This is a genomic window from Solibacillus cecembensis, from assembly GCF_050272495.1.
Taxonomy (GTDB): domain Bacteria; phylum Bacillota; class Bacilli; order Bacillales_A; family Planococcaceae; genus Solibacillus; species Solibacillus cecembensis.
In genome coordinates this window covers 15,015-39,804 of record NZ_JBNNMF010000009.1, presented here as the reverse complement: position 1 = coordinate 39,804, position 24,790 = coordinate 15,015, and the positions used below count along the sequence as shown (strand labels likewise).

25 protein-coding genes and 2 pseudogenes are annotated in these 24,790 nt (G+C 37.1%); 25 read left to right on the top strand and 2 right to left on the bottom strand.

All coding sequences use genetic code 11. The features are described from left to right. Nucleotides 1-13: 13 nt before the first annotated feature. The 24 genes and pseudogenes from ACQKIH_RS09640 to ACQKIH_RS09525 all read left to right on the top strand — a co-directional run bounded on the left by ACQKIH_RS09640 (nucleotide 14) and on the right by ACQKIH_RS09525 (nucleotide 20,641). Nucleotides 14-472, top strand: a complete 459-nt coding sequence (locus ACQKIH_RS09640; protein ID WP_427765474.1) for a DUF6630 family protein — start codon at nucleotides 14-16, stop codon at nucleotides 470-472. A 474-nt stretch (nucleotides 473-946) separates the two neighbouring features. Next, complete coding sequence (locus ACQKIH_RS09635) at nucleotides 947-1,411, top strand: pre-toxin TG domain-containing protein (protein ID WP_427765472.1); 465 nt, start codon at nucleotides 947-949, stop codon at nucleotides 1,409-1,411. A 418-nt stretch (nucleotides 1,412-1,829) separates the two neighbouring features. Next, the gene (locus tag ACQKIH_RS09630) at nucleotides 1,830-2,264 is read left to right on the top strand and encodes an SMI1/KNR4 family protein (protein WP_427765470.1); all 435 of its coding nucleotides are present in this window, start codon (nucleotides 1,830-1,832) and stop codon (nucleotides 2,262-2,264) included. Between the two features lie 364 nt (nucleotides 2,265-2,628). Then, on the top strand, nucleotides 2,629-3,765 hold the full coding sequence (locus ACQKIH_RS09625) for a suppressor of fused domain protein (protein ID WP_427765467.1): 1,137 nt from the start codon (nucleotides 2,629-2,631) through the stop codon (nucleotides 3,763-3,765). Nucleotides 3,766-4,038: 273 nt separating this feature from the next. Continuing rightward, nucleotides 4,039-4,818, top strand: coding sequence for a hypothetical protein (locus ACQKIH_RS09620; protein WP_427765465.1), 780 nt, complete (start codon nucleotides 4,039-4,041; stop codon nucleotides 4,816-4,818). Between the two features lie 28 nt (nucleotides 4,819-4,846). Next, a complete protein-coding gene (locus ACQKIH_RS09615; protein ID WP_427765674.1) occupies nucleotides 4,847-5,554 on the top strand; it encodes a pentapeptide repeat-containing protein in 708 nt (235 codons plus the stop codon). 332 nt (nucleotides 5,555-5,886) lie between these two features. Continuing rightward, complete coding sequence (locus tag ACQKIH_RS09610) at nucleotides 5,887-6,612, top strand: phage baseplate assembly protein V (protein WP_427765463.1); 726 nt, start codon at nucleotides 5,887-5,889, stop codon at nucleotides 6,610-6,612. Then, entirely contained in the window at nucleotides 6,612-8,090 is a 1,479-nt protein-coding gene (locus tag ACQKIH_RS09605; protein ID WP_427765461.1) for a pre-toxin TG domain-containing protein, read from the top strand. Before ACQKIH_RS09610 ends, ACQKIH_RS09605 begins: the two co-directional genes overlap by 1 nt. 32 nt (nucleotides 8,091-8,122) lie before the next feature. Then, nucleotides 8,123-8,902: a hypothetical protein gene (locus tag ACQKIH_RS09600; protein ID WP_427765458.1), complete on the top strand. Its 780-nt coding sequence runs from the start codon at nucleotides 8,123-8,125 to the stop codon at nucleotides 8,900-8,902. A gap of 28 nt (nucleotides 8,903-8,930) precedes the next feature. Then, the gene (locus ACQKIH_RS09595; RefSeq protein ID WP_427765672.1) at nucleotides 8,931-9,638 is read left to right on the top strand and encodes a pentapeptide repeat-containing protein; all 708 of its coding nucleotides are present in this window, start codon (nucleotides 8,931-8,933) and stop codon (nucleotides 9,636-9,638) included. Between the two features lie 331 nt (nucleotides 9,639-9,969). Further along, entirely contained in the window at nucleotides 9,970-10,698 is a 729-nt protein-coding gene (locus ACQKIH_RS09590) for a phage baseplate assembly protein V (protein ID WP_427765456.1), read from the top strand. Beyond that, on the top strand, nucleotides 10,698-12,020 hold the full coding sequence (locus tag ACQKIH_RS09585; protein ID WP_427765453.1) for a pre-toxin TG domain-containing protein: 1,323 nt from the start codon (nucleotides 10,698-10,700) through the stop codon (nucleotides 12,018-12,020). Before ACQKIH_RS09590 ends, ACQKIH_RS09585 begins: the two co-directional genes overlap by 1 nt. Before the next feature lie 20 nt (nucleotides 12,021-12,040). Next, complete coding sequence (locus ACQKIH_RS09580) at nucleotides 12,041-12,457, top strand: tetratricopeptide repeat protein (protein ID WP_427765451.1); 417 nt, start codon at nucleotides 12,041-12,043, stop codon at nucleotides 12,455-12,457. 17 nt (nucleotides 12,458-12,474) lie between these two features. Continuing rightward, nucleotides 12,475-12,894: a hypothetical protein gene (locus tag ACQKIH_RS09575; protein ID WP_427765448.1), complete on the top strand. Its 420-nt coding sequence runs from the start codon at nucleotides 12,475-12,477 to the stop codon at nucleotides 12,892-12,894. A 216-nt stretch (nucleotides 12,895-13,110) separates the two neighbouring features. Continuing rightward, on the top strand, nucleotides 13,111-13,677 hold the full coding sequence (locus ACQKIH_RS09570) for a pre-toxin TG domain-containing protein (RefSeq protein WP_427765446.1): 567 nt from the start codon (nucleotides 13,111-13,113) through the stop codon (nucleotides 13,675-13,677). Beyond that, nucleotides 13,667-13,873, top strand: coding sequence for an HNH/ENDO VII family nuclease (locus ACQKIH_RS09565; protein ID WP_427765444.1), 207 nt, complete (start codon nucleotides 13,667-13,669; stop codon nucleotides 13,871-13,873). Before ACQKIH_RS09570 ends, ACQKIH_RS09565 begins: the two co-directional genes overlap by 11 nt. Nucleotides 13,874-13,890: 17 nt before the next feature. Continuing rightward, nucleotides 13,891-14,193: an SMI1/KNR4 family protein gene (locus ACQKIH_RS09560; RefSeq protein WP_427765441.1), complete on the top strand. Its 303-nt coding sequence runs from the start codon at nucleotides 13,891-13,893 to the stop codon at nucleotides 14,191-14,193. Nucleotides 14,194-14,599: 406 nt separating this feature from the next. Continuing rightward, a complete protein-coding gene (locus ACQKIH_RS09555; protein ID WP_427765670.1) occupies nucleotides 14,600-14,950 on the top strand; it encodes an SMI1/KNR4 family protein in 351 nt (116 codons plus the stop codon). A 189-nt stretch (nucleotides 14,951-15,139) separates the two neighbouring features. Further along, nucleotides 15,140-16,018 (top strand): phage baseplate assembly protein V, encoded by an 879-nt coding sequence (locus ACQKIH_RS09550; protein WP_427765439.1) that lies wholly within the window; start codon nucleotides 15,140-15,142, stop codon nucleotides 16,016-16,018. Then, nucleotides 16,018-16,752 (top strand): annotated as a pseudogene (locus ACQKIH_RS09545) (pre-toxin TG domain-containing protein); the annotation flags it as partial. The gene ACQKIH_RS09550 and the pseudogene ACQKIH_RS09545, both read left to right, overlap by 1 nt. 153 nt (nucleotides 16,753-16,905) lie before the next feature. Beyond that, a pseudogene (locus ACQKIH_RS09540) lies at nucleotides 16,906-17,397 on the top strand (DNA/RNA non-specific endonuclease); the annotation flags it as partial. 4 nt (nucleotides 17,398-17,401) lie between these two features. Then, a complete protein-coding gene (locus ACQKIH_RS09535) occupies nucleotides 17,402-17,881 on the top strand; it encodes an immunity protein YezG family protein (RefSeq protein ID WP_427765437.1) in 480 nt (159 codons plus the stop codon). A 1,017-nt stretch (nucleotides 17,882-18,898) separates the two neighbouring features. Further along, entirely contained in the window at nucleotides 18,899-19,387 is a 489-nt protein-coding gene (locus ACQKIH_RS09530) for a hypothetical protein (protein WP_427765434.1), read from the top strand. A 27-nt stretch (nucleotides 19,388-19,414) separates the two neighbouring features. Then, nucleotides 19,415-20,641 carry a PoNi-like cognate immunity protein gene (locus tag ACQKIH_RS09525; protein WP_427765431.1) on the top strand — a complete coding sequence of 409 codons (1,227 nt, stop codon included), beginning with the start codon at nucleotides 19,415-19,417 and terminating at the stop codon, nucleotides 20,639-20,641. A 610-nt stretch (nucleotides 20,642-21,251) separates the two neighbouring features. Here ACQKIH_RS09525 and speG read toward each other — a convergent pair. Both speG and ACQKIH_RS09515 read right to left on the bottom strand, forming a co-directional pair. Further along, entirely contained in the window at nucleotides 21,252-21,770 is a 519-nt protein-coding gene (speG, locus tag ACQKIH_RS09520) for a spermidine N1-acetyltransferase (RefSeq protein WP_057982572.1), read from the bottom strand. Nucleotides 21,771-21,965: 195 nt separating this feature from the next. Next, nucleotides 21,966-23,261: a Na+/H+ antiporter NhaC family protein gene (locus ACQKIH_RS09515; RefSeq protein ID WP_427765428.1), complete on the bottom strand. Its 1,296-nt coding sequence runs from the start codon at nucleotides 23,259-23,261 to the stop codon at nucleotides 21,966-21,968. A 429-nt stretch (nucleotides 23,262-23,690) separates the two neighbouring features. Between ACQKIH_RS09515 and ACQKIH_RS09510 the strand changes: the two genes are divergently transcribed. Beyond that, nucleotides 23,691-24,674, top strand: a complete 984-nt coding sequence (locus tag ACQKIH_RS09510; RefSeq protein ID WP_427765426.1) for an NADPH:quinone reductase — start codon at nucleotides 23,691-23,693, stop codon at nucleotides 24,672-24,674. Nucleotides 24,675-24,790 lie beyond the last annotated feature (116 nt).

Below are 24,790 nucleotides of genomic sequence, written 5' to 3'. Positions count from 1 at the left end.
AAAGGGAAACAAAATGCAATTTCAAGAAATCGTATCAATCATTTTTAATAAGACGGAAAACTTGGAGAACGCCAAGGAAGATTTAGACAAAGTAATTGATCCCCATGCATGGATTTTAGAATATGGGATGGCAACTAAAAGGTTTCTTTTTCTTGATTATAAAGGGGAAGAAAACTATGAGATTGTGAATTATATTTTAGATTACGAATTTAAGCATAAGATAGAGCTCGCTTCACAAGAAGAACTTGAGCAACTTGGTGAATTCGAATATGAGTTTTTACCCGACAAGATTAAAGAGGTAAACAAAATTATTTCATCAAAAGGATATGGGTTATTTTCTTATCCAACTACTGGTGATTATTATGCTTTATTTATTTCGGAATTAGTAAATCAAACAAAACTATTACAGGTTGAATTACTTGGAAATGAAAATATCCCTTTAAGCGAGAGATATATACAATTTTATAATTAAATTTATTTTTTCTTCAGAATGTTATTATTTCCAGAAAATAGAGATACAGATTAATGGAGTAAGGGGTCATTCAATTTGACCTGGTTAAGAATGGGTTAGCGCTCGCAAGTCTAGTTATTTTTAAAAGGAATATGAGGAGATACTTAATTTGGCATGTGACAATTTCAACAGATTAAGTTAGCCTAATATATTGAATGCAACAATAACATTTTTGATTGACAGCCAGTTAGCGGTTCACCCCGATTACTGGCTGTTTTATTTACTTATCTATCTCAAACTTCATGAAGAAACGGGCATTGAAGTACACAGCAATCACCCAATCGTCTTAAAGCGAATGATAACATTACTTTAGCCAAAGAAGCAGCGAGTTCCGCCAAAAAGAAAGTCAAAAAGAAAGCAAAAAAGGCGAAGAAAAAGCTCAGCAAAGTATATACGAAAGCTCGCAAGACCGCGAACAACCTGTCTAAAAGTAAAATGGTTAAACAGGTCAAGCAAGTGGCGAAGAAGAGTGTACTGGCAACGAAAAAAGCCGCTCAAAAGACGAAGAAAGCTGTTAAGAAAGCCGGCAAGCAGGTAAAGGCAGCCGTTAAAGACACGAAAAAGTTCATGACAAAAGTGGCGGGGAAAGTTGCTCACACCTATACTGCCTTTAAAGAAGGCGGCTATAAGAGTGCTGCGTCGGCAATTTTGGACTTTGTTTCGGTAGTTGGTAATATAAAAGCAGAAATTGAGATTGCCACCGGAAAAGAAATGTTCACAAATCGCAAGCTAGAAACTTGGGAGCGAGGCGTAGGATTTGCGGCTGTATTTGGCGGAGGTTTAGTCAAAGGAGCTGTACGAGGCGGGAAACTTACATCTGGTCTCGTAGCTGGCAGTAAAAATACATCAAAAAATTCGACATCGGTAGCCAAGTCTTTAGATGGGAAAACTCCAAAATAAAAACTGCAAAAAAATAAAGAACCAGATAAAAAGCAGACAGAGAGTAAGGGTAACGATAAATTAAGTCCATCAAATTACCCAAATCCAGATCCACCCATGTATGTACCTCCTATAAGGTATGAGCCGAAAACAATAGAAGAAGTCCAAAGAATGCGTCGAGGAATTGGACCAACCACTAAAAAGACGCTGGTAATAAAAATATTGAAGCACATCATAGACAACAAATCCCTGTTAGAAATGGTGGAATATTAGATGAATTAGAACAAAAAACTCATAGAGGAGAAGGAAATCATACACGTCATGATAATCCCTCGCAGTTAACTCCTTCTTAAATAACCAAGGAAATTAGAGAATATTATAAAGAAAGAGGAAAAGAGTATATACTTCCAGGAGAGGGAATTTAAAGGGGGATAAATTAGTGAAGAGAGAAGAGATTGCAAATTTATTAGCGAGCATTTTAGATAAGGAATTCGAGAATTTAGATATTCCTACGGCAAGTGATTGGGAAAGAATAGAGAAAAAGTACAAGTGTAAATTTCCAATGGAATTTAGATTTTTTATTGATTTAATGTCTGAATATTCATTTCCAGGGGGCATCTTGAATGTTTCTCATGGAAAAAAAAACGGAAATGATACTATTGAATTTACTTATGACTATGAAATGAAACAGGGCGGATGGAAGGAAAAGTTAATCCCATTTTATAGTGTGGGTAATGGTGACTATTTTTGCCTTCTTTCAAACGAGTGTCCTAATTCAGGTGTTTATTATTACTCACATGAGCATAATAACATTGAAAAAGATGCTGATAACTTTGAAGAATGGTTAAATCAGTTGCCGAATTTTTTGAGCTAATAGGGTATGAACCTTGATTGGGTATTTGCTCTTCAAGGTTTCTTTTACATAAGGCTGCCTAGAGTTAAAGAATGCCTGTAGGTGTTGTTTTTGTGTACATGAATATACAAAAGATTAGTAACACATAGGTAATTAGAGTGGTAAAAAGTTAACATAATTTCGCATTTTTTCGTACAAAATAACACTGCACATATAAATTTTTTTCAACTAAAAGAGATCAATTTGCCTAATGATTTTTGCATTCCATAGTATTGTTGTTTTTGAAAATATAGTAAATAATATTCGAGGGATGAGAAATCATGACGGTGATTGATATGGTTCAAAGGCTTAAAGAATTAGCCGCTACAAGGAGATAGTGATAATTATGGAAAATATACAATTGGCTAAAGAAATTCGTACAGCTATTAAGCAAGATAATATTGAAAGGGTAGTCGAGTTAATTGGTTCTGATGTCGAACTTTTGAATATGGTTACAACCTTTGGAACTTGGTTGCATGTTGCAGCTACGCATGGAAAATTTGAAATAGTTAAGTGTCTTATAGACTTAGGTGCTGACATAAATAGACGCGGAGGTGTTTTTGGTGGCGGAGCAATTAACGTAGCGGCTTCTGAAGGACATCTTGACATTGTTATATGTTTATTATCTAGCGGCGCTGAAATAGATGTGAGCGAACCAGAAAGGAATCCATTGTTTGCTGCAATTCGTGGTGGACATGTAGAAATTGTTAGACTTCTAGTTGAAAATGGAATTGATACTCGTGTTAGGTACACGGGAGCTTCTATGAAAAATATGAATGCATTAGCATTTGCACGTGAACAAGGGCAAGAAGAAATAGCAAATCTATTGGATTCTGGTAATAAGGAAGAGATTAAAGATACTACGCAACATAAAACAACTGAGATTTTAGATTATATAACAGAACAATTTGGTCCTATTCATCATACAATCAGTGAAATTATTCCTGGAAGTAAGGTGGCGGTTGATATTCAAATAATAATGCCAACGCAAGAACATGATTTTATCACTCTTGTGACTACAGGGATGAGTGATATTGCTATGGATGAAACAGAAGAAAGTGCAGGCTTTAGGTATGCAGAATTAGTAATTAAATTACCTGCAAATTGGTCAATAACTAAAGATGATATGGCGAACAACGATTATTTTTGGCCATTAAAGTGGCTTAAAATGGTCGCTCATATCCCTCATTCATATGATGGATGGTTAGAAGCAGGGGTCATACTTCCAAATGGGGAACCTCCAATGCCATTCGCTTCTAATACAGCATTATCATGTGTTTTGTTAAGGGAATCTGAAGGCATGGGGAGTTTTATAGATTCGGAAAATACAGTAATCAATTTTTATACTTTATTACCGATTTATGAAGAAGAAAGAATGATTGCTTTACAAAAGGGACATGATTATTTAGTAGAAAAACTCGATGAATTTGATAGATCAAATGTACTTGATATAAAAAGGCAAAACATTGGTTTGATAGGATAGATAATAGCATTTTTATAATATGTTTTATATGAAAAACATTTTGCCAGTATTCATTAATATTGGATGCTGGTTTTTATTTTATGAGAGGCTAAAAAATATCCAGGATAAATGATGGAATTAGTCTGAAACATTACCATAATAGTCGTAAATTTCTACCGCATATTAAACACTTGCTCACTTTATATAGCTATCGAGTTACTATATTTGCAGTGGAGTAGAATCAAGTGAGTTCCCACCTAGCGATTGAAGATGTTTAAAAGAAGGAGGATTTTAATGAAGCCTGATTTATTTTCTATTATCATGTATCCTACTGTATCTTTAAATACAGAGGAAACATTAGGACGTCTTCTAGATGTATTTGAATCGTACGAAAAATTTGCTCCTACGCATTGGGGCAACAGTGAAATGGTAAAGGTACCATATAATCGTGATGAAATTTTCGGAAAAGTATTGAAAGAGGGTAAGGTATCTGAAATCTATCTTCATCGTGATAAGACTGTGAAATACTCAGGGAGTTTTGATATCAACTGGAGTCATCGCTCATTTTTGAAATTTGATTTTCATAAGTCTATGCCCCCAAAAATGTGGTCAATTTTTTTGGAGCTTTCAAATGAAATCGCAGAAGTTGTGAAACCGAGTTTTGGTGTGACACATGTATTTTGGCCAACAGCCTACCCGTGGAATATTGAAAGAGAACGTCTAAACATGTGGATGGATATATGTTCTTATCCAGTACCAGTCAGGTTTCTTCCAAATGGTCCATTAGGCATAGGTTCAAGAACGTATATGAGTAGATATGTTTTAGAGATGTTTGGTAAAGAATTTATGATGAAAAGCCCTGGTGTTGTGTCAGAATTAGCCTGGGGAGGAATTAGTTTAGATATAGCGAATGAACCATTTGCAGTAGACAATGAAAGTTTACTTGATGGTTGGTTAAATATAATGAAATATTTGGATTCAGCTCAAGTCATGGCTATACCTAGTTTTGATGTGGATCGAATGGGTGTATCATTTTACCCTAATAAAGCCTGGATAAAGTATTTAAAAGAATAACACAGGAGGATAGGTGATAGTAATTAAAATGAATGAAAAGAATAAGGATAGAATAATGGAAATTGTATGTCAATCTCAATTGAATCATGAGGTTATTGAAAACTTGGATATAAAAAATGTAGATCTATCTTTTTCAGTCCTATCAGAAATGATGGCGGACGGTATAGAGGCTAATGGTGTGATACTAAGAGCCTCAACATTAATCGGAGGATCGTTCCTCGATTGCAATTTTGAATCGGCAGACTTTAGAAATTGTAATTTAGAGGGTACTGATAGTGTAGATTGTATTTTTAGTGGAGCGAATTTCTATCAAGCAAATATGCAATATGCCAAGATTAGTGTAAGCATGTGTATAGAAACATGTTTTGATGAAGTAGATTTTTCTTCTGGAGAGCTAGTGGGCTCCTCTTTTAATCAAGCAACTTTCCGACGTGCTAATTTATATGAAGTTGATGCTAATCAAGCTACTTTTTCTGAAGTAGATTTTGGCTCCGCCAATTTAGCTGACGGAAATTTTAAAGGAGCAGTATTTATAAATGCAAATTTAACTGAAATTAAAGCTATTAATACAGACTTCACAAATTGTGATTTTACTGGTGTAAATTTCACGAATGGCATTTTTAGCGGAGCAGATTTTACAGGTGCTAAACTTGAAAATGTAGTTTGGAAGGGAGCGAACGTGGAGGCTGCGAAGTTTGATAGAAATGTGAAAGAACAAGTTTTGAAAAAGTTATAGAGCAGATTAAAATATTTAATTTGGGACTTTTGAAAATACAATTAAATGAAATTTATATTAAAAAGGCTTGTTCCAACTTAAATGCTGTAATGGAATGAGCCTTTTTAAATGACTTTTTATTAGATATAAGCGGTTTATAAAATTTAGAGTTTATAAAATAAGTTGATGTCGCGTAAACATTAGTTATCCTACTTTGAATGGATATGTATAGCTCTAAAAAAGGGTTGTAATTTATTTACAGGGGCATTTCTCTTGAAAAAATATAAAAGATTATAGAGAAATAATGGACCATAGTTTAGAAGTTGGTCATTCTCACCTACGAGTACCATTTAGTGACAGAGGCAGGCATTCGTCAAGGCAGACTGAACGCACCTTTACTTCCAGGCGCATCCCTTGATGGCAAAGTGTTGGAGGTCAAGCAGGACAAGGTTCGTCTGCATCTTGCCATCGATGAAAGCCAAAAGAAGGAAGAAGCCACTTGGTTCCCACTGGCGACTTTGTATACGGCAGAAGGGCATAGCGGCTTTTATTGGCCACCAGAAATCGACGATACCGTTCAGCTCGCTTTTCCAAATCATCGAGAGGAAACCGCGATTGTCCGCCGCAGTATTCGAAAAGGTGGAGACACGAATCCGAAAACCGCCGACCCAAAAACGGCCTATTGGGGCACATCTCGCGGTAAAGAATTCAAGCTCGATCCCCAATCGGTAGTTGTGACCGCCAAGGAAGGGGCGACCTTCCTCAAAATACATCAAGAGTCGGGCATTGAAGTCCACAGCAACCATCCGATCGTTTTAACAGCCAGTGATGACATCACGTTTTCAGGGAAAACGATCGCCATGAGCGCAGGTGAATCGCTCCGTTTTACATGCGGATCTAGCAGTCTTGTACTCGATGGCATCACCGATATTCAAGGTCAAATCGTAGAAATGGATGGCTCGATTAAAGCGCCAGTTTCTATCTCAACAACGACAGAAGAAGACGATGATGATGATGATGACTTCGAACAAGGTCTAGATTTGATAGGTATGATTCCACTCGCTGGGGGTGGTGCTTAATGGGGAAGAAAGGCAAAGGCAAAGGATTTTTAGGCAAGGCAGCTAGTTTCCTCGGTAGTATCCCAAGCGTCGGAGATGTAGCAAAGAAAGCCAAGAAAGCGGTCAAATCAACAGCGAAAAAAGCGGGGAAAGCAGCGAAGTCGACAGCCAAAAAAGCCAAAAGTGTCGCCAAGTCAACGGCGAAAAAAGCGAAAAAGGCGGTCAAATCCACAGCGAAAAAAGCCAAAAAAGCAGCAAGTTCCGCCAAAAAGAAAGTAAAAAAGAAGGCAAAACAGGCGAAGAAAAAGCTCGGCAAAGTGTATACGAAAGCTCGGAAGACCGCCAATAACCTGTCTAAAAGCAAAATGGTCAAAATGGTCAAACAGGTCAAACAAGTGGCGAAGAAAGCTGTGCTTACAACGAAAAAAGCCGCTCAAAAGACCAAAAAAGCTGTCACAAAAGCCGGTCAGCAGGTAAAAGCAGCTGTTAAAGACGCTAAAAAGGTCATGAAAAAAGTGGGCGGTAAAATTGCTCACACCTATACTGCCTTTAAAGAAGGCGGCTATAAGAGTGCTGCTTCGGCAATTTTGGACTTTGTTCCGATAGTTGGTAATATAAAAGCAGGAATTGAGATTGCCACCGGAAAAGAAATGTTTACAAATCGCAAGCTAGAAACCTGGGAGCGAGGCGTAGGAGTTGCGGCTGTATTTGGCGGAGGTTTAGTCAAAGGAGCTGTACGTGGCAGTAGACTTGCATCTGGCATCGTCACTGGCAGCAAGAATACACCAAAAAATTCGACATCGGTAGCTAAAGCATTAGATGGAAAGAATATTGGTACACCTTCATCTATTAACAAAAAAGGATTGACTTCAAATCAAGAGCAACATTATCGACAAAAAATTGATGAAGCTAAAGCTAGAGGGAATCAGAAAGCAGCAGATGATGCTAGATATGAACGCTATTCAAAAGAGAAGAAAAATAAAGATGAAAAAGCTTTAGATAGAAAAGATTGGGATACTGCCAATGAGCGTTTAAGAAAGAATAGAGAACGTGGAAGGGTTGAGGAAATAAAGGGGAGAAAAGCTTTGGAAGGGCATCTTAATCGTGAATTAAAGGATAATAACACTAATGATGTTGTTACGTATACATCAAGTGAAGGTCATGTTACGCGCCCAGATAGCATTGGACGTAATACCAAGGGTGAAATTGATTTGGTTCATGATCATAAACATAAAACTGGTGGGAAAGATCAAACTGTTCATAATGACAGTCAAATGCGCGCTGAGAGAGAGATGCTTGAAGATAAAAATGGACGACATGTTGTAACAATTTCAAGTGACAAACCTAACATAAATGGTGTTCCTCCTCAGCCGAGACCAAGTGGACCGTTAGGTACTACGAGTGATGTTTATTATACGAATCCTGAAAATGGAAAAGTTACTCATGTGTGGGAGTCTAATCACCGTTTACCTGGTGGAGGAAGATGGAAAAAGGTATAATGAAATTTCATTTTTGTAGAAGGAGGATTTTAATGAAGCCTGATTTATTTTCTATTATCATGTATCCTACTGTATCTTTAAATACAGAGGAAACATTAGGACGTCTTCTAGATGTGTTTGAATCGAACGAAAAATTTGCTCCTACGCATTGGGGCAACAGTGAAATGGTAAAGGTAGCGTATAATCGTGATGAAATTTTCGGAAATGTAATTAAAGAGGGTAAGGTATCTGAAATCTATCTTCATCGTGATAAGACTGTGAAATACTCAGGGAGTTTTGACATCAACTGGAGTCATCGCTCATTTTTAAAATTTGATTTTCATAAGTCTATGCCCCAAAAAATGTGGTCAACTTTTTTTGAGCTTTCAAATGAAATAGCAGAAGTTGTAAAACCTAGTTATGGTGTGACACACGTTTTTTGGCCAACAGCCTACCCATGGAATATCGAAAGAGAACGTCTAAACATGTGGATGGATATAAGTTCTTATCCAGTACCAGTTAGATTTCTTCCAAATGGTCCATTAGGTATAGGTTCAAGAACGTATGTGAGTAGTTATGTTTTGGATATGTTTGGTAAGGAATTTATGATGAAAAGCCCAGGCGTTGTGTCAAAATTAGCCTGGGGAGGAATTAGTTTAGATATAGCGAATAAACCATTTGCAGTAGACAATGAAAGTTTACTTGATGGTTGGTTAAATATAATGAAATATTTGGATTCAGCTCAAGTCATGGCTATACCTAGTTTTGACGAGGATCGAATGGGTGTATCATTTTCCCCTAATAAAGCCTGGATAAAGTATTTAAAAGAATAACACAGGAGGATAGGTGATAGTAATTAAAATGAATGAAAAGAATAAGGATAGAATAATGGGGATTATATGTCAATCTCACTTGAACCATGAGGTTATTGAAAACTTGGAAATAAAAAATGTAGACCTTTCTTTTTCAGACCTATCAGAAATGATGGCGGATAGTATGGAGGCTAATGGTGTGATACTAAGAGCCTCAACATTAATCGGAGGATCATTCCTCGATTGCAATTTTGAATCCGCAGACTTTAGAAATTGTAATTTAGAAGGTGCTGATAGTGTAGATTGTATTTTTAGCGGAGCGAATTTCTATCAAGCAAATATGCAATATGCCAAGATTAGTGTAAGTATGTGTATAGCAACATGTTTTGATGAAGTAGATTTTTCTTCTGGAGAGCTAATGGGCTCCTCTTTTAATCAAGCAACATTTCGACTTGCTAATTTATATGAAGTTGATGCTAATCAAGCAAATTTTTCTGAAGTAGATTTTGAATCCGCCAATTTAGCTGGCGGAAATTTTAAAGGAGCAGTATTTATTAATGCAAATTTAACTGAAATAAAAGCTATAAATACAGACTTCGCAAATTGTGATTTTACTGGTGCAAATTTCACGAATGGCATTTTTAAAGGAGCAGATTTTACTGGTGCTAAACTTGAAAATGTAGTTTGGAAGGGAGCGAACGTGGAGGGTGCGAAATTTGATGAAAATGTAAAAGAACAAGTTTTACAAAAGTTGTAGGACAGTTTAAATTATTTAATTTGGGACTTTTGAAAATACAATTAAATGAAATTTATATTAAAAAGGCTTGTTCCAACTTAAATGCTGTAATGGAATGGGCCTTTTTAAATGTCTTTTTATTAGATATAAGCGGTTTATAAAATTTAGAGTTTACAAAATAAGTTGAAGTCGCGTAAACATTAGTTATCCTACTTTGAATGGATATGTATAACTCTAAAAAATAGTTGTCATTTATTATAAAAGCATTTCTCTTGCAAAAATTTAAAAGATTATAGAGAAATATTGGACTGTAGTATAGAAGTAGGTCATTCTTACATACGAATACCATGTAGTGACGGAAGTCGGCATTCGTCAAGGCAGACTGAACGCACCTTTACTTCCAGGCGCATCCCTTGATGGCAAAGTATTGGAGGTCAAGCAGGACAAGGTTCGTCTGCATCTTGCCATCGATGAAAGCCAAAAGAAGGAAGAGGCAACCTGGTTCCCACTGGCGACATTATACACGGCAGAGGGGCATAGCGGGTTTTATTGTCCACCTGAGATCGATGATACCGTGCAGCTTGCCTTTCCGAATCATCGGGAGGAAACAGCGATTGTCCGCCGCAGTATCCGAAAAAGCGGCAATACGAATCCAAAAACCGCCGACCCGAAAACCGCTTACTGGGGCACCCCTCGTGGCAAAGAATTCAAGCTTGACCCCCAATCGGTAGTCGTGACCGCCAAGGAAGGGGCAACCTTCCTCAAAATACATCAAGAGACGGGCATTGAAGTCCACAGCAACCATCCGATCGTTTTAACAGCCAGCGATGACATCACATTTTCAGGGAAAACGATCGCCATGAGCGCGGGCGAATCTCTCCGATTTACGTGTGGAATGAGCAGTCTCGTCCTTGATGGTATTACGGATATCCAAGGTCAAATTGTAGAAATGGACGGCTCTATAAAAGCCCCTGTTTCCATCTCGACATCCTCTGAAGACGACGATGATGATAATGATGACGACTTCGAACAAGGCCTTGACGTTATAGGCATGATCCCTCTCGCAGGGGGTGGTGCTTAATGGCGAAGAAGGGAAAAAGTAAAGGATTTTTAGGAAAGGCAGCCAGTTTTCTCGGAAGTATCCCAAGTGTCGGAGATGTAGCGAAGAAAGCAAAGAAAGCGGTCAAATCCACAGCGAAAAAGGCAGGAAATGCAGCGAAGTCGACAGCCAAAAAAGCCAAAAGTGTCGCCAAGTCAACGGCAAAAAAAGTAAAAAAGGCAGTCAAATCGACAGCGAAAAAAGCCAAAAAAGCAGCGAGTTCCGCCAAAAAGAAAGTCAAAAAGAAGGCAAAACAGGCGAAGAAAAAGCTCGGCAAAGTGTATACGAAAGCTCGGAAGACCGCAAATAACCTGTCCAAAAGTAAAATAGTCAAACAGGTCAAGCAAGTGGCGAAAAAAGCTGTGCTTACAACGAAAAAAGCCGCTCAAAAGACGAAGACAGCTGTCACAAAGGCCGGTCAGCAGGTAAAAGCAGCTGTTAAAGACACGAAAAAGGTCATGACAAAAGTGGCGGGGAAAGTTGCTCACACCTATACTGCCTTTAAAGAAGGCAGCTATAAGAGTGCTGCTTCGGCAATTTTGGACTTTGTTCCGGTAATTGGTAATATAAAAGCAGGAATTGAGATTGCCACCGGAAAAGAAATGTTTACAAATCGCAAGCTAGAAACCTGGGAACGAGGCGTAGGAGTTGCGGCTGTCTTTGGCGGAGGTTTAGTTAAGGGAGCTGTACGTGGTGGTAAACTTGCATCTGGTATCATTGCCGGTGGGAAGAATACATCAAAAAATTCGACATCGGTAGCCAAGTCTTCAGGTGGGAAAACGTCACAATCAAATCAGCTAAAAAATAACGAACTAGCTAAAAAGCAGACAGAGACTAAGGGTACGGGTAATGTTCCTAAGGCCTATTATCAAGATGTAAATGGAAAATGGCGCAGACCTGACGGGAAATACGCAAGTAACAAAGAAGTCGGGTTACCTGAACCAAGTGGCCTAACTAAACGTTTGGAATATATGGGTAGTACACCTGGAAAAAGCTCGAAAACAGGTAAAGAAGTAATCGAGAGAATGAAAAAAGAAGATCCACCAAAAATTCGTACAACACGTAAGGGTGAAACTGAATTTATGGCGAGTAATGAAAAATGGTACGGTCTAGAAAATGCAGATATGGCTCATAAAACTGATGCTGTTTCATGGTGGAATAGTACGGGGAGATATTATGGTGCAAAATCTCCAGAGGTTAGAGAATGGATGCTTAATTCTAATAATTATAAACTAGATCACTATAGTTTAAATCGATCGGCAGGTGCAAAGTTAAAAGAAACCTACTTGCCACCCAAAAAATAATCTTATTGAGGTGATTAATATTGGAACTGGATGATCAGGTTTACAACAGGATTGTAGAATTATGTAACAAAGGAAATGTTTTTGTAGAAAATGAACAAAATGAAAAGGCAATTGAAATTTATTTGGAAGCTTTGGATTTAGTACCGCTTCCGAAAGAAAATTGGGAAACAAGTACATGGATTTATACCGCTTTAGGTGACACTTATTATTATAATAGCGAATACGAGCAGGTAAAAAGACATCTATATAATGCTTTGAATTGCCCAAATGGTACATCAAATCCTTTTATCTTACTGAGACTAGGAGAAAGTTTGTTCGAATGTGGGGAATTAAGTAAAGCAAAAGAATATTTATTAAGAGCTTATATGTTAGAAGGATATAAGATATTTTTTAATGAAGATGATAAATATTTTCAGTTAATTGTAGATTTAATTTAAGGAGGATAAGAAGGGCTATGTTACCGTCATCTATAAAAGAAAAATTAGAAAATCTTGTGGATAAAAGTAATGAACAATTTAATAATGGTTGTCATCAAGACTCTATATTACTGTTAGAAGAAGCATGGAACCTAATACCTGAACCAAAGGGGATTTATTCAGAAGAAAGCTATCACATTGTAAAAGATATTATTGAAACTTACTATGTATTAAATGATTTTAAAAAAGCAAAAGAATGGGGAGAAAAAATATATTTAACTGGTTTTGCACGAATAGATTCAGGCGAGAAGGAATATATTAATGGCGAAATAGCTTTTGAATTGGGGAATTTAGAAATAGCAAAAGAATTTTTTAGCATTGCCAATGATAAATCAGAAGGAAGATGTTTTGATAGTCCGAATAGAGTGAAATATCTCAAGTTTTTCAAAAGTAATTGAATTATTCAAATGGAATGTTAACACCAATTCAGACATGTCATGAATTACATAAGTTTATTGAAAGCTGTGTTAGCTAATTTGCTTATGTTCTGCAGTTGTATTCTAGTTAAATAGAAATCTAACAGTATAAATTAAAAATAAAACATGAGCACAAATGAAGCGGTTCTTCATTTGTGCTCTCCTATTTTAATTTAGTAAAATCATCACATTAAGGCATTGGTTGAAGCGGCGATTAGAAGAGATCCAATTACCGGAAAGAAACTGGAAAGCTGGGAACGTGGAGCATCATTCCTCGCAGTTGCGGGTGGATTTTTAGTAAAAGGTGTAAAACATGGTGCAAAGCTAGGTGCAAAGGCTGTTTCAGGGGCTATATCAAGTAGCAAAGCAAAAAATAAAACAGTAAATCTGGCCGATTCGCCTACACCAAAGAATCCGACAAAGCAGCAAGCACCATCATTGGCAGAGCAGCAAGCAAGTGCAACAACGTTATCACCTGCGAAATCGAAGGAGCAGACTAAGGGTACGGGTAAAGGTACGGGGCTTAAATCCAGAAAATTATCTTCCGAACAAATTGAATTAGATTGGCTAGCTGACAAGTATACCGCTGTAGAAGTAAAAGGAACAGTTAAAGTTAGTGGAAAGGAAGTAGATGTATCCAGAAGAGTTTACCAAATTAAGATGGATAAAAATTATGTACCTAATAATCCGAAGGCACTAGGAAAGTCGAATAGAGAATTAATGAAAAAGGGTAATTCTCCATATATTGTAAAGGGTGGGGGGTAGTAAAGTTGAATTACACCATTTAATTCAAAAAGAACCTGGTGGGATGGTTGAAATTGCGGAGTTAACTCATGATAAATACGATTCCACGCTACATGGTTTGGTTGGAAATGGAAATAGTTTCAGGAATGATCCAGAACTTGAAAAAATGTATAATAACTTTAGAAGTAACTATTGGAAAATGCGTGCTAGAGAATAATAGGAGTGAGTTAATTTATGGATGAAAGAATTATTAAGATGATCGAAAATTATGGTGAAGAAGATGATTTTTTTGGAGAAATATCAGAAGAATATATTAATAAGGCTGAAGAAAAACTTAGAGTTAAATTCCCTCTAAGTTATCGCAATTTTATAAAAAAATATGGTTCGGGAGAATTTGCTAGATGTATGTATTGTGCAGATATTAATGATGACAGAATATTTAGTTTGGAAAGGGGAGGGATAGATTTACACCCAAGATATAATACATTTGATGACTATTTAATAGACATATTTCAAGAAGGAATTGATAATTGGTAAAAAACAATAAGGTTAATCGGGGGAATACTTATGAATCAATTAACGGACCAGAACAAACTCATAAGTTTAATGCAGTTGTAGTAACGCCCCCTTTAACCAGCTATCAAAAATTAATGAAATAATAGGTATAGGATTTAAGGAAAAAAAATCTATCTAAATTAATAAATGGAGTGGTAACATTTTTGGACAACTTTTTAAAGGATCCTTTAAAGCATAAGGGACGGACAGGTTGCTTGACATGGAGCCTCTATGGGCATGATTCATTGCGCCAAGTATCCAGCTAAACAGGGCTGGCTTAGTCAAACGAGGCTATCATGCCCATTGCTCCATATAAAGCTCTTCTTCGTTGAAGGGCTTAGTAATTGTTGCTCATCCTCTATAAAAACTGTCCAACTAAGTGTAGCCTATCCAAATCGAGAATAAATTCCATTGTAAATTTAGTGATGAGTTTAAAAGTTTTTTTATAGCAATGTCAAAATATGTGTTGCCAGGCATTCTAAATGTATCAACAGGGAAAAATAATGGTAATGATTTAATAACGTTTGTTTATGATTATGAGATAAATAATGGCAGGTGGGATGCAAATTTGATTCCATTCCTAGACATTGGTAACGGTGATTATTTTTGTATTAGTGCGAAACACAGTCCAAAATCGCCTGTATATTACTACTATTATAGTGAAGATTTTGGTGTTGAAGAGTATAATACAAGCTTTGAAGAATGGATAAAAAATTTACCTCATTTTTTAAATGGATAACGTTTATAACCTCGATAGAGAAATTTTCTATTGAGGTTAATACTTTTATGTATGTACAATTTATTTAGATAATATCTTATACATACAAATCCTATGTGTGGTAATATCCCTATATTTCCTACAAAAGTTGAGATTATTAGACCAGACTTTCTTTATTTACATAATGTACACAATGATTTAGAACACCCGATGGAAGAAAAAGATGGCGTGACGTATATCATCGAAGCGAAAAAGCCACTCGTAGTAGGGGATCGTGTTCGTATACAAAACAAGGAGCTCATTGTAGCCAAAACAGTAGCTTGTATGAAACAGGGCGTTCTTACCTACGAGTACCATTTAGTGACGGAAGCTGGAATTCGGCAAGGTCGACTGAATGCTCCTTTACTGCCAGGCGCATCCCTTGATGGTAAAGTATTAGAGGTTAAGCAGGACAAGGTACGCCTGCACCTTGCCATCGATGAAAGCCAAAAGAAGGAAGAAGCCACTTGGTTCCCACTGGCGACTTTGTATACGGCAGAGGGGCATAGCGGTTTTTATTGTCCACCAGAAATCGACGATACCGTTCAGCTCGCGTTTCCAAATCATCGAGAGGAAACCGCGATTGTCCGCCGCAGTATCCGAAAAGGCGGAGATACCAATCCGAAAACCGCCGACCCAAAAACGGCCTATTGGGGCACATCTCGCGGTAAAGAATTCAAGTTCGATCCCCAATCGGTAGTTGTGATCGCCAAGGAAGGGGGAACCTTCCTCAAAATACATCAAGAGACGGGCATTGAAGTACACAGCAATCACTCAATCGTCCTTAAAGCCAATGACGACATCACGTTCTCAGGAAAAACGATCACCATGAGCGCGGGCGAATCCATCCGATTTACGTGTGGAATGAGCAGTCTCGTCCTTGATGGTATTACGGATATCCAAGGTCAAATTGTAGAAATGGACGGCTCTATAAAAGCCCCTGTTTCCATCTCGACATCCTCTGAAGACGACGATGATGATAATGATGACGACTTCGAACAAGGCCTTGACGTTATAGGCATGATCCCTCTCGCAGGGGGTGGTGCTTAATGGCGAAGAAGGGAAAAAGCAAAGGATTTTTAGGTAAGGCAGCCAGTTTTCTCGGAAGTATCCCAAGTGTCGGAGATGTAGCGAAGAAAGCAAAGAAAGCGGTCAAATCCACAGCGAAAAAGGCAGGAAATGCAGCGAAGTCGACAGCCAAAAAAGCCAAAAGTGTCGCCAAGTCAACGGCAAAAAAAGCAAAAAAGGCAGTCAAATCGACAGCGAAAAAAGCCAAAAAAGCAGCAAGTTCCGCCAAAAAGAAAGTAAAAAAGAAGGCAAAACAGGCGAAGAAAAAGCTCGGCAAAGTGTATACGAAAGCTCGGAAGACCGCCAATAACCTGTCCAAAAGTAAAATAGTCAAACAGGTTAAGAAAGTGGCGAAGAAGAGTGTACTGGCAACGAAAAAAGCCGTTCAAAAGACGAAGAAAGCAGTCAAAAAAGCTGGTAAGCAGGTAAAAGCAGCGGTTAAAGACACGAAAAAGGTCATGACAAAAGTGGCGGGGAAAGTTGCTCACACCTATACTGCCTTTAAAGAAGGCGGCTATAAGAGTGCTGCTTCGGCAATTTTGGACTTTGTTCCGGTAGTCGGCAATATAAAAGCAGGAATTGAGATTGCCACCGGAAAAGAAATGTTTACAAATCGCAAGCTAGAAACCTGGGAACGTGGCGTAGGAGTTGCGGCTGTATTTGGTGGAGGTTTAGTCAAAGGAGCTGTACGTGGCAGTAGACTTGCATCTGGCATCGTCACTGGCAGCAAGAATACAACAAAAAATTCGACATCGGTAGCTAAGTCTTTAGATGGGAAAACGCCAGAGTCAAAACCGCCAAAAAATAAAGAGCCAGATAAAAAGCAGATTGAGACTAAGGGTACGGATAAAGTTGGAGCACCATCACATGTAAAGGTGAGTTATGGTGAGCATTTTACGAAGAATGATAGAAAAAAAGCTTTAAAACCAAATGTAGAATACAAGTCACCAGATGGTTATACTTATCGTACAGATAGCAATGGACGTATTACCGACTGTGAAGGAACGCTTGTGTTAGGTACAGCAGAAAGAAACACATACGCACAAAGAACGGTAGGTGGGAATGACCGATTACCTGATGACGATGGTGGACACTTAATAGGAGCACAGTTTAAAGGACCAAAGGATATTGATAACCTAGTTCCGCAAAATAGTCAGATTAATCGCTCAGGCGGTGAATGGTTCAATATGGAGACTGAATGGGCTAATGCATTGAAAGAAACACCTCCGAAAAAAGTTACTGTACAAATTAATCCAGTATATTCTGGGGATTCAATGCGGCCAGATACATTCGAAGTAACTTACCAAATAGGCAGTAAAAAAGAGGTCACTAGAACAATACACAATCAATCGGGAGGTTAGTAGGATGGAAGAGCAGATGAATGGTTTATATAGAGAAATAGCAATGACAATAAATGAATTGATACCAGAAGAGTGGGAAGATTTTTATTTTAATGGTGAGGTAGAAAATGGAGAAGGAGGAGTTTTCTTTTTTTTCAAACCAATAAATAAGCATGATTATGTTTATTGTCGAGATATTTTAAAAAAATATAATATTAATTCAGAGAAATATAATAAATCAATGAGGAGTTTGTTGGAAATAACAAATAATCTGAAAGATATGTTTTTAGAAAATGATCAAGAACCTTGGTTTTCAATAACTATGAAACTTACATCTGAAGGAAAGTTAAATATAGAATATGATTACACAAAATGGAGAGAATCAAAATTTGGTCCTTCAGATAGGCTGGAATATTGGGAAAGTAAGTATCTGAATAATTTCCCACAAGATGAAAGTGATAGAGTTAAAATTGAAAAAATGAAGGAATTTGAAAATAATAATTGAAGGATAAATTCAGGTGTTTTATCCAAACTTTTGTGCTTATTCATATTAATCCCTCAACAATATGATTGCACAATGATTCTAGTTACCTATGAAGCACTTTATAATATAGTGAGTGGAATAAAATTATAGGTATGTTGATTATCTAGTTTCTACCAAAAAATAAATACAAAAAGGGATGCTTCTTGCTAAAATGTAAGTGACCAGACCAACATTTAGAAAAAAGGCATCTCTCATGAAAAAGCATAACATTTCTCTTTAATTGATTCAAAGGCTTCTTTCAAAAGAGGAGTTAAAAATGATTTCAGAAAATTCCCCCGACTTAGAAACAGCTCGGAAATGTATGATATATGTTTTACTTTCCTACTTTAAACCATGCATCGGCGAATGAATGGAAAAGTTTGCGGCATGCCGCCGATGTTAGCGCCAGTATTCATTAATCGTGGATGCTGGCTTTTACTTTATAAAGGATTAAAAGTACCTAAGGAAGATACAATGACGTAATATAAAACAGACTAAATATTCTGATGAGTCACAAAAGAAAGAGGTAGCTGTGTAATTTTCTCTTGTAACATCGTATACAGTCGAGGAACATAGTGCATTTTACAGAGACCTCCCAGAGTTTCCATTTCGCCATTCACTGGAGACGATGATGACTTTGAACAAGGTCTCGATGTTATGGGCATGATTCCACCTGTAGTCAAGTGTCGGAAATATAGCAAAATCAGCGAAAATAAAAATCAAAAAAGAGACAAAGAATCTTGGCAAAGTTTATACAAAAGCTCGTAATCTCAAGAATAATCTGTCACAAAAACCGATCAGCAGGTAAAAGCAGCTGTACGTGGCGGTAAATTTGCATCTGGCATCGTCGCTGGCAGCAAGAATACAACAAAAAATTCGACATCGGTAGCCAAGTCTTTAGATGGGAAAACGCCAGAGTCAAAACCGCCAAAAAATAAAGAGCCAGATAAAAAGCAGATCGAGACTAAGGGTACGGGTAATGGTAGTAAAAAAACTAATGTGGCTGACTTTGATGCGAAAACAGCTACAAATAAACAAAAGGGGAATTTTGGTGAAATCATATCAAGTGATAATTTATTAAACAATAAAAGTTTAAAAGAAGCTGGGTATGACTTACAACCAATAGGTAGGGGGGCACCATCAAGCATAAATGATAAAATAGTAAAAGGGATTGACGGATTATACGAAAATGCGAATAAGGATTCAAGTATCAAGTATGTTATTGATGAGGCGAAGTTTGGCAGTTCACAATTAAGTAAGACGCCTAAAGATGGACCACAAATGTCTGATAATTGGTTGAAAGGTTCGGAAACTGGAAAAAGTAGAATATTGAAAGCTGTGGATGGAGATGAAGAATTAGCAGGGGAGATAGAAAGATTATTAAGAAAAGGCAAAGTGGAAAGAGTATTATCAAAAGTTGATAGTAATGGGAATGTCAGAACATTTAGGATAGATAAAGACGGTGACATAATTGGAGAATGGCCTTAAATCAAACGCTAGGAGGAATCAAATATAATGAGAGACCGTTTATGTATAGAAGAAAAATGTAGAAAAGGACTAGAATATCACAAAAAGTTTATTAGAGAAAATAGGGAGGATATTGAAAGTTTAGAAGAGGATGAAAAAAACGGTGTCAAAAGATATCCTAATGATAATAAAAGTATTATAGAAGAAACCTATTTATCAAATTTTATACATGAGATAAATGATATTAGTGCAAAATATTCTTTAGGGGATGACATTAGTACAATCGAAGAAGATTATCATAATGCCATCGATAATTTAGAGCAGACAGGAAAAAAAGAAGCAGGTTATATTAATATTCTGTGGACAATTTCCCTAGGCATCTTACTAGAAACAGATAAAAAGAATATAGAAAGATTAAGTAAGGTAGTTGAGAAAAAGGAAATAAATGATGCAGTGATTGATTTTTTACTATGTTCTAGTGACATCGGATATCCGAAAATCAGCAATCAGTATGATAAAAAAAATCCATACGCAAAAACAAGGGAAATTATAGATCTTGCGCAAACGGATAAGAGAGAAGCATCTAAAAGGTTACAAACGTATATGGAGAAAGAATGGTTTAAAGGTCATTATGATTATGAATGGAAGAATTCACATAAAGAGCCTGGATATGTAGGGTATTGGAGCTTTGAAACGGCTGCACTAGCAAAGATTCTTGCGCTTGATGATACAAGCCTAGTAAATAACAATCATTATCCATATGATTTGGCGCATTACAAAAATTCAATGAAATTCAAGCCAATTTCTCTAAGTGACTACGACAATGAACAAGAGATTGAGGAGCTTGACATCATAGAAGGAATTGAAAAGAATCCGGCATTGGAAAAGGTGATTCCACCAAGGTGGCACGCATTTGTCAATGAATTGATCCATGATTATAACGAGCTGGATAATCGTAGTTTTTATGAAAAATACAAAAAAACGATGGGATTAGGGCAAATTTGGTTCTTGTTAGAAGAATACGAAGAAGAAAACGAAGGGAAAAATCTTTTAGGAAGTTTAATTGTTTTTGCCATGGTTGAAAAAGGCTGCATACTGCAATTGGACTATAAAGAAGATTTGGAAGATTACGATTCGTATTTAAAAAATTATTGGGATACAGAAACGAAATTAGTTCAATTTATATTAGATAATGATCAAAATTATTATGCTTTGGTACCAAATGAGTTGGATATTAGCGCTATATACGAAGTTACCCTTCAAGATATAAAGTAAGTTTAATTGAAAGAATGATGAAATGGTGGTAGTTGGATAATCTGACTGCCACTATTTTTTTAGAGATGTATGGTGTGTTGAATCAACTAGTTGTTAATAATCAAATAGTAATGCCTCTTGCCAATCCTTTATAGGGAAGGTATCGTTAGTTCGTGGGTAAGTTTATCATAACTATCAATATATAACTTTATTTCAGGGCGACTAAAAAAAGAAGTTAATGGTCAAAAATAGACCTTGCCCTTAAAGAAAGAAGGGAATCCATGTGAAAACGTATGAGGAAGCAATTGGGTACAGTGAGCTGGAACTCGTCTCACCTTATGATATTCAAACGTTGCATGATATCCGCCTGATTCATACCGTCAATGACCATGCAAAGGTTGTCGCTTACAGGGACAAACCCTGGGGGGAAATCATTGTATGCAGCTTTCGAGTAGTTCCGATCGAATCGAGCTAGGAGCGGTATCGTCTACATTTTGTTTAGATGGCCAAAAAATCACACGTTCTTTTCAATATGGTAAAATGGCGTATATAAAAAATACCTGTGATTAGCACACTCTTTTTCAAGAGTCCTAACTACAGGTACCATATTACGACATGAAGCCCTACATAATTATTTTCTTTTATTTATATACTCTTCTTGGAAAATACACATTCTTATAATATCACGATATTGTCCTTCAACAAAAAATTCATTTTTTAATTCTGCCTCAACTTGGAAACCAGCTTTTTTATATACGTGAATGGCTACCTCATTACTTTTAGCGACAATTAAGTAAAGCTTGTGCATGTTTAAAACAAGGAAGGCATAATCCATTGCTAAATTGGTTGCGATTTTTGCGTAACCTTGCCCTTGAAACCTTGGATCAATAATAATTTGAAATTCAGTTCTACGATGAATATAGTCGATTTCAATTAACTCGACTAATCCGAGCATTTCCCCGTTCTTTTCCACAATGAATCGGCGTTCTCCCTGAGCATGAATATGCTTATCGTATAAATCTTGCAATTCAACAAACGCTTCGTAAGGCTCTTCAAACCAATAGGACATAACGAGTGCATTATTGTTGAGTGAATGGACAAATTTCAAATCTTCTCTTTCTAAAGGACGTAATCGAACTTTGTCGGTCATGTTTTAAACCTCCGCATTTTCCTAAGATGTATGAAATATTACTGTCATATTTAAAGATAACACAGAATATATAAAAAATTCTAATATCAAGTGCGAAAAGATGCATTGATTGATGTGCAAACTTGTGGAGTAAAGGTATTAAAATCAACGGTAGAGAAATCGAGACCAAAAAAAACGTAAATGCGAATAACACATTTACGTTTTTTGGATACGTTTATTTTTAGCTTTCGGATAGCCAATGAGGATGGCAATGACTCCGCACACACCAACTAAAATGGAGTAATACGAATATTGCATGATTAAAATAGGTGAAATTCCAGCGACACTAGCAGCTGCTAAAAATTGTGCACCGTATGGAATCATACCTTGAACGGCGCATGAAAAAATGTCGAGGATACTTGCTGATTTACGTGGCTCAATTTCGTATTGATCGGCAATTTTTTTAGCTAACGGTCCAGCAACCATAATCGCAATTGTATTATTAGCTGTTGAAAGGTCAGTTAAACTAACTAAGCCCGCCATGGCAAATTGGGCATCCTTTTGTGATTTAATTTTCCTTGTTGCGATATGCACGATAAAATCAATGCCGCCATTATGTTTAATAATCTCGACCATACCCGCAATTAACATCGCTAAAAACGCCATTTCAAACATATTGCTCATTCCGTCACCAATTGCGCCAATAAAGGTCATCACCTCATAACTACCATCCATAAAGCCAATGATTCCAGCGAGGGCGATTCCACTTGCTAATACTGTAAAGACATTTACACCAATTAAAGCAAAAATAATGACGAATAAATAAGGAATCATTTTGTACCATTCAAAGCTAGCATGTGTTACTTCGGCTGTGGAATTCAGCGTCAAAAGGGCTAAAAGTACACATGTACCAATTGCTGCGGGTAACACAATCCAAAAGTTCACTTTAAATTTGTCCTTCATTTCCGCACCTTGTGAGCGTACAGATGCAATGGTTGTATCCGAAATAAACGATAAATTATCACCAAACATCGCACCACCAATTACGGTAGCCATTAACAGTGGTAGTGAAAGATCCGTTTGTTCGCCAATCCCTAAACCAATTGGGGCAAGGGCAACGATCGTTCCAACTGAAGTACCCATTGCTAATGAGATAAAACAGGCAATAACGAATAAGCCAATCACTAATAAGTTTTGTGGCAAAATAGAGAGTGCAAAGTTTACGGTAGATTCAATCGCACCCATTCCTTTTGCGGTTTCTGAAAATGCGCCAGCAAGTAAGAAAATAAGTACCATTAACATGATGTTCGAATGACCAGCACCAGTCGTAAAGACTTCAATTTTTTTCGTCATCGTTTCTTTGCGGTTCATCAAAATAGCAACTGCGCTCGCAATGGAAATGGCAACGATTACGGGAAATGCATAAAAATCATTTAACACCATTCCTGAGCCGATAAACAAAATTAAAAATACTACAAATGGCAATAACGCCCATGGATTTCCTTTTTGCATATTTTCCTCCTTTAAGTAGTGTGCATCAATTGCTATACAAATAAAGGCCTCTTCTACAGACAATAAGAAGAGGCACCGTATATGCAAAAGTGCATTTTTTATCGAGAAAATTTTGCAGGATGGGTACGAAAAAACATTCTTTCTATTAGAAGGAGGTTCAATTTACCTATCATATATCAATTATGATCGAATCAAATTCATTGTATGAAATAAACCTTACAATATAAGAAAATTTGCTTCAAGTCAATTTGTTTGTTATTTCCGAATAATATAAAAACGTTACCATTGAGCTTTATGTTTATTACTCCTCACATTATAGTGGAAAAAAAGAGCTAATAACTGAGTGGGACAAATTTACTGAAAGTTGGCACTATACAAAATGCCATATTTTGATTATCGTTAAATCATTACATACAAGGGGTGAGTAAAGTGCAAGCAATTCAAATTCGTAATTTTGGAACGGCTGAAAATTTACAAATGGCACAAGTCGTATTACCTGAAATTTCATCAACACAAGTACAGGTAAATGTTTATGCGGCTGGTGTTAATCCAAGTGATGTGTATACATCGACAGGAACGTATGCGATCAAACCAACGCTACCCTATACACCGGGCTTAGATGGTGCAGGAATTGTTGAACAGGTCGGAGCAGATGTAACCCATGTCAAAATCGGAGACCGCGTATTTATCGCGAGCCTGCCGAGCGGGATGACTTCAGGGACGTTCGCAGAGGAGATTGTATGTGATGCAGCATTCGTGTATCCATTGCCCGAGCATATTAGCTTTGAGCAAGGCGCGGCACTCGGAATTCCGGCACTAACTGCTTATCGAGCGGTTGTGCAAAAAGCAAAACTTACAGCGGGTCAAACGATTTTCATTCATGGTGCAAGTGGTGCAGTTGGATTACAAGCCATTCAAATTGCAAAGGCAATTGGTGCAACGGTTATTGGCACAGCAAGTCGTGATGAAGGAAAGGCACTTGTGAAAGAAGCTGGTGCAGATTTTGTATTCGATCATCTGACAGAAGAAAATATGAGTGAAGTGCTTGCAGTTACAAATGATAAAGGACCAGATGTGATAATCGAGTTTTTAGCCAATGTCAATTTACAAACAGACTTACAACTTGTTGCCAAATATGGAGTAATAGTTGTTGTTGGGAATCGTGGGGAGATAACAATCAATCCGCGCCTCATCATGCAAAAAGAGTGCGATGTGCGTGGCATGGTACTGTTTAATACAACGAGCGAGGAGCATCAAGCATTAATTAAAGGGGTTGCGGCGTTACTAGAGTCAAAGCAGCTTCAGCCAGTTGTTGGCTATACGTATTCAATAGAGCATGCGGGAAATGCTTTTGATGCAGTAATCGAAGGGAAACATAACGGGAAAGTAGTCGTGCAAACGCGAACAGAATAGTTTTTTTACTTACCCCTAAAGGATAGATGCGAATTAGCCTATTCTTTAGGGGATTTTTATTAATAATGGCGGAAAAGCGATTAGTTATTAAAAAAGAACAGGAACAACTAAAATGC

Coding starts and splice junctions, on each gene's coding strand:
- ACQKIH_RS09640 (WP_427765474.1), top strand. CDS start 14: ATGCAATTTCAAGAAATCGTATCAATCATTTTTAATAAGACGGAAAAC.
- ACQKIH_RS09635 (WP_427765472.1), top strand. CDS start 947: ATGGTTAAACAGGTCAAGCAAGTGGCGAAGAAGAGTGTACTGGCAACG.
- ACQKIH_RS09625 (WP_427765467.1), top strand. CDS start 2,629: ATGGAAAATATACAATTGGCTAAAGAAATTCGTACAGCTATTAAGCAA.
- ACQKIH_RS09620 (WP_427765465.1), top strand. CDS start 4,039: ATGAAGCCTGATTTATTTTCTATTATCATGTATCCTACTGTATCTTTA.
- ACQKIH_RS09615 (WP_427765674.1), top strand. CDS start 4,847: ATGAATGAAAAGAATAAGGATAGAATAATGGAAATTGTATGTCAATCT.
- ACQKIH_RS09605 (WP_427765461.1), top strand. CDS start 6,612: ATGGGGAAGAAAGGCAAAGGCAAAGGATTTTTAGGCAAGGCAGCTAGT.
- ACQKIH_RS09600 (WP_427765458.1), top strand. CDS start 8,123: ATGAAGCCTGATTTATTTTCTATTATCATGTATCCTACTGTATCTTTA.
- ACQKIH_RS09595 (WP_427765672.1), top strand. CDS start 8,931: ATGAATGAAAAGAATAAGGATAGAATAATGGGGATTATATGTCAATCT.
- ACQKIH_RS09585 (WP_427765453.1), top strand. CDS start 10,698: ATGGCGAAGAAGGGAAAAAGTAAAGGATTTTTAGGAAAGGCAGCCAGT.
- ACQKIH_RS09575 (WP_427765448.1), top strand. CDS start 12,475: ATGTTACCGTCATCTATAAAAGAAAAATTAGAAAATCTTGTGGATAAA.
- ACQKIH_RS09560 (WP_427765441.1), top strand. CDS start 13,891: ATGGATGAAAGAATTATTAAGATGATCGAAAATTATGGTGAAGAAGAT.
- ACQKIH_RS09550 (WP_427765439.1), top strand. CDS start 15,140: ATGGAAGAAAAAGATGGCGTGACGTATATCATCGAAGCGAAAAAGCCA.
- ACQKIH_RS09535 (WP_427765437.1), top strand. CDS start 17,402: ATGGAAGAGCAGATGAATGGTTTATATAGAGAAATAGCAATGACAATA.
- ACQKIH_RS09525 (WP_427765431.1), top strand. CDS start 19,415: ATGAGAGACCGTTTATGTATAGAAGAAAAATGTAGAAAAGGACTAGAA.
- speG (WP_057982572.1), bottom strand. CDS start 21,770: ATGACCGACAAAGTTCGATTACGTCCTTTAGAAAGAGAAGATTTGAAA.
- ACQKIH_RS09515 (WP_427765428.1), bottom strand. CDS start 23,261: ATGCAAAAAGGAAATCCATGGGCGTTATTGCCATTTGTAGTATTTTTA.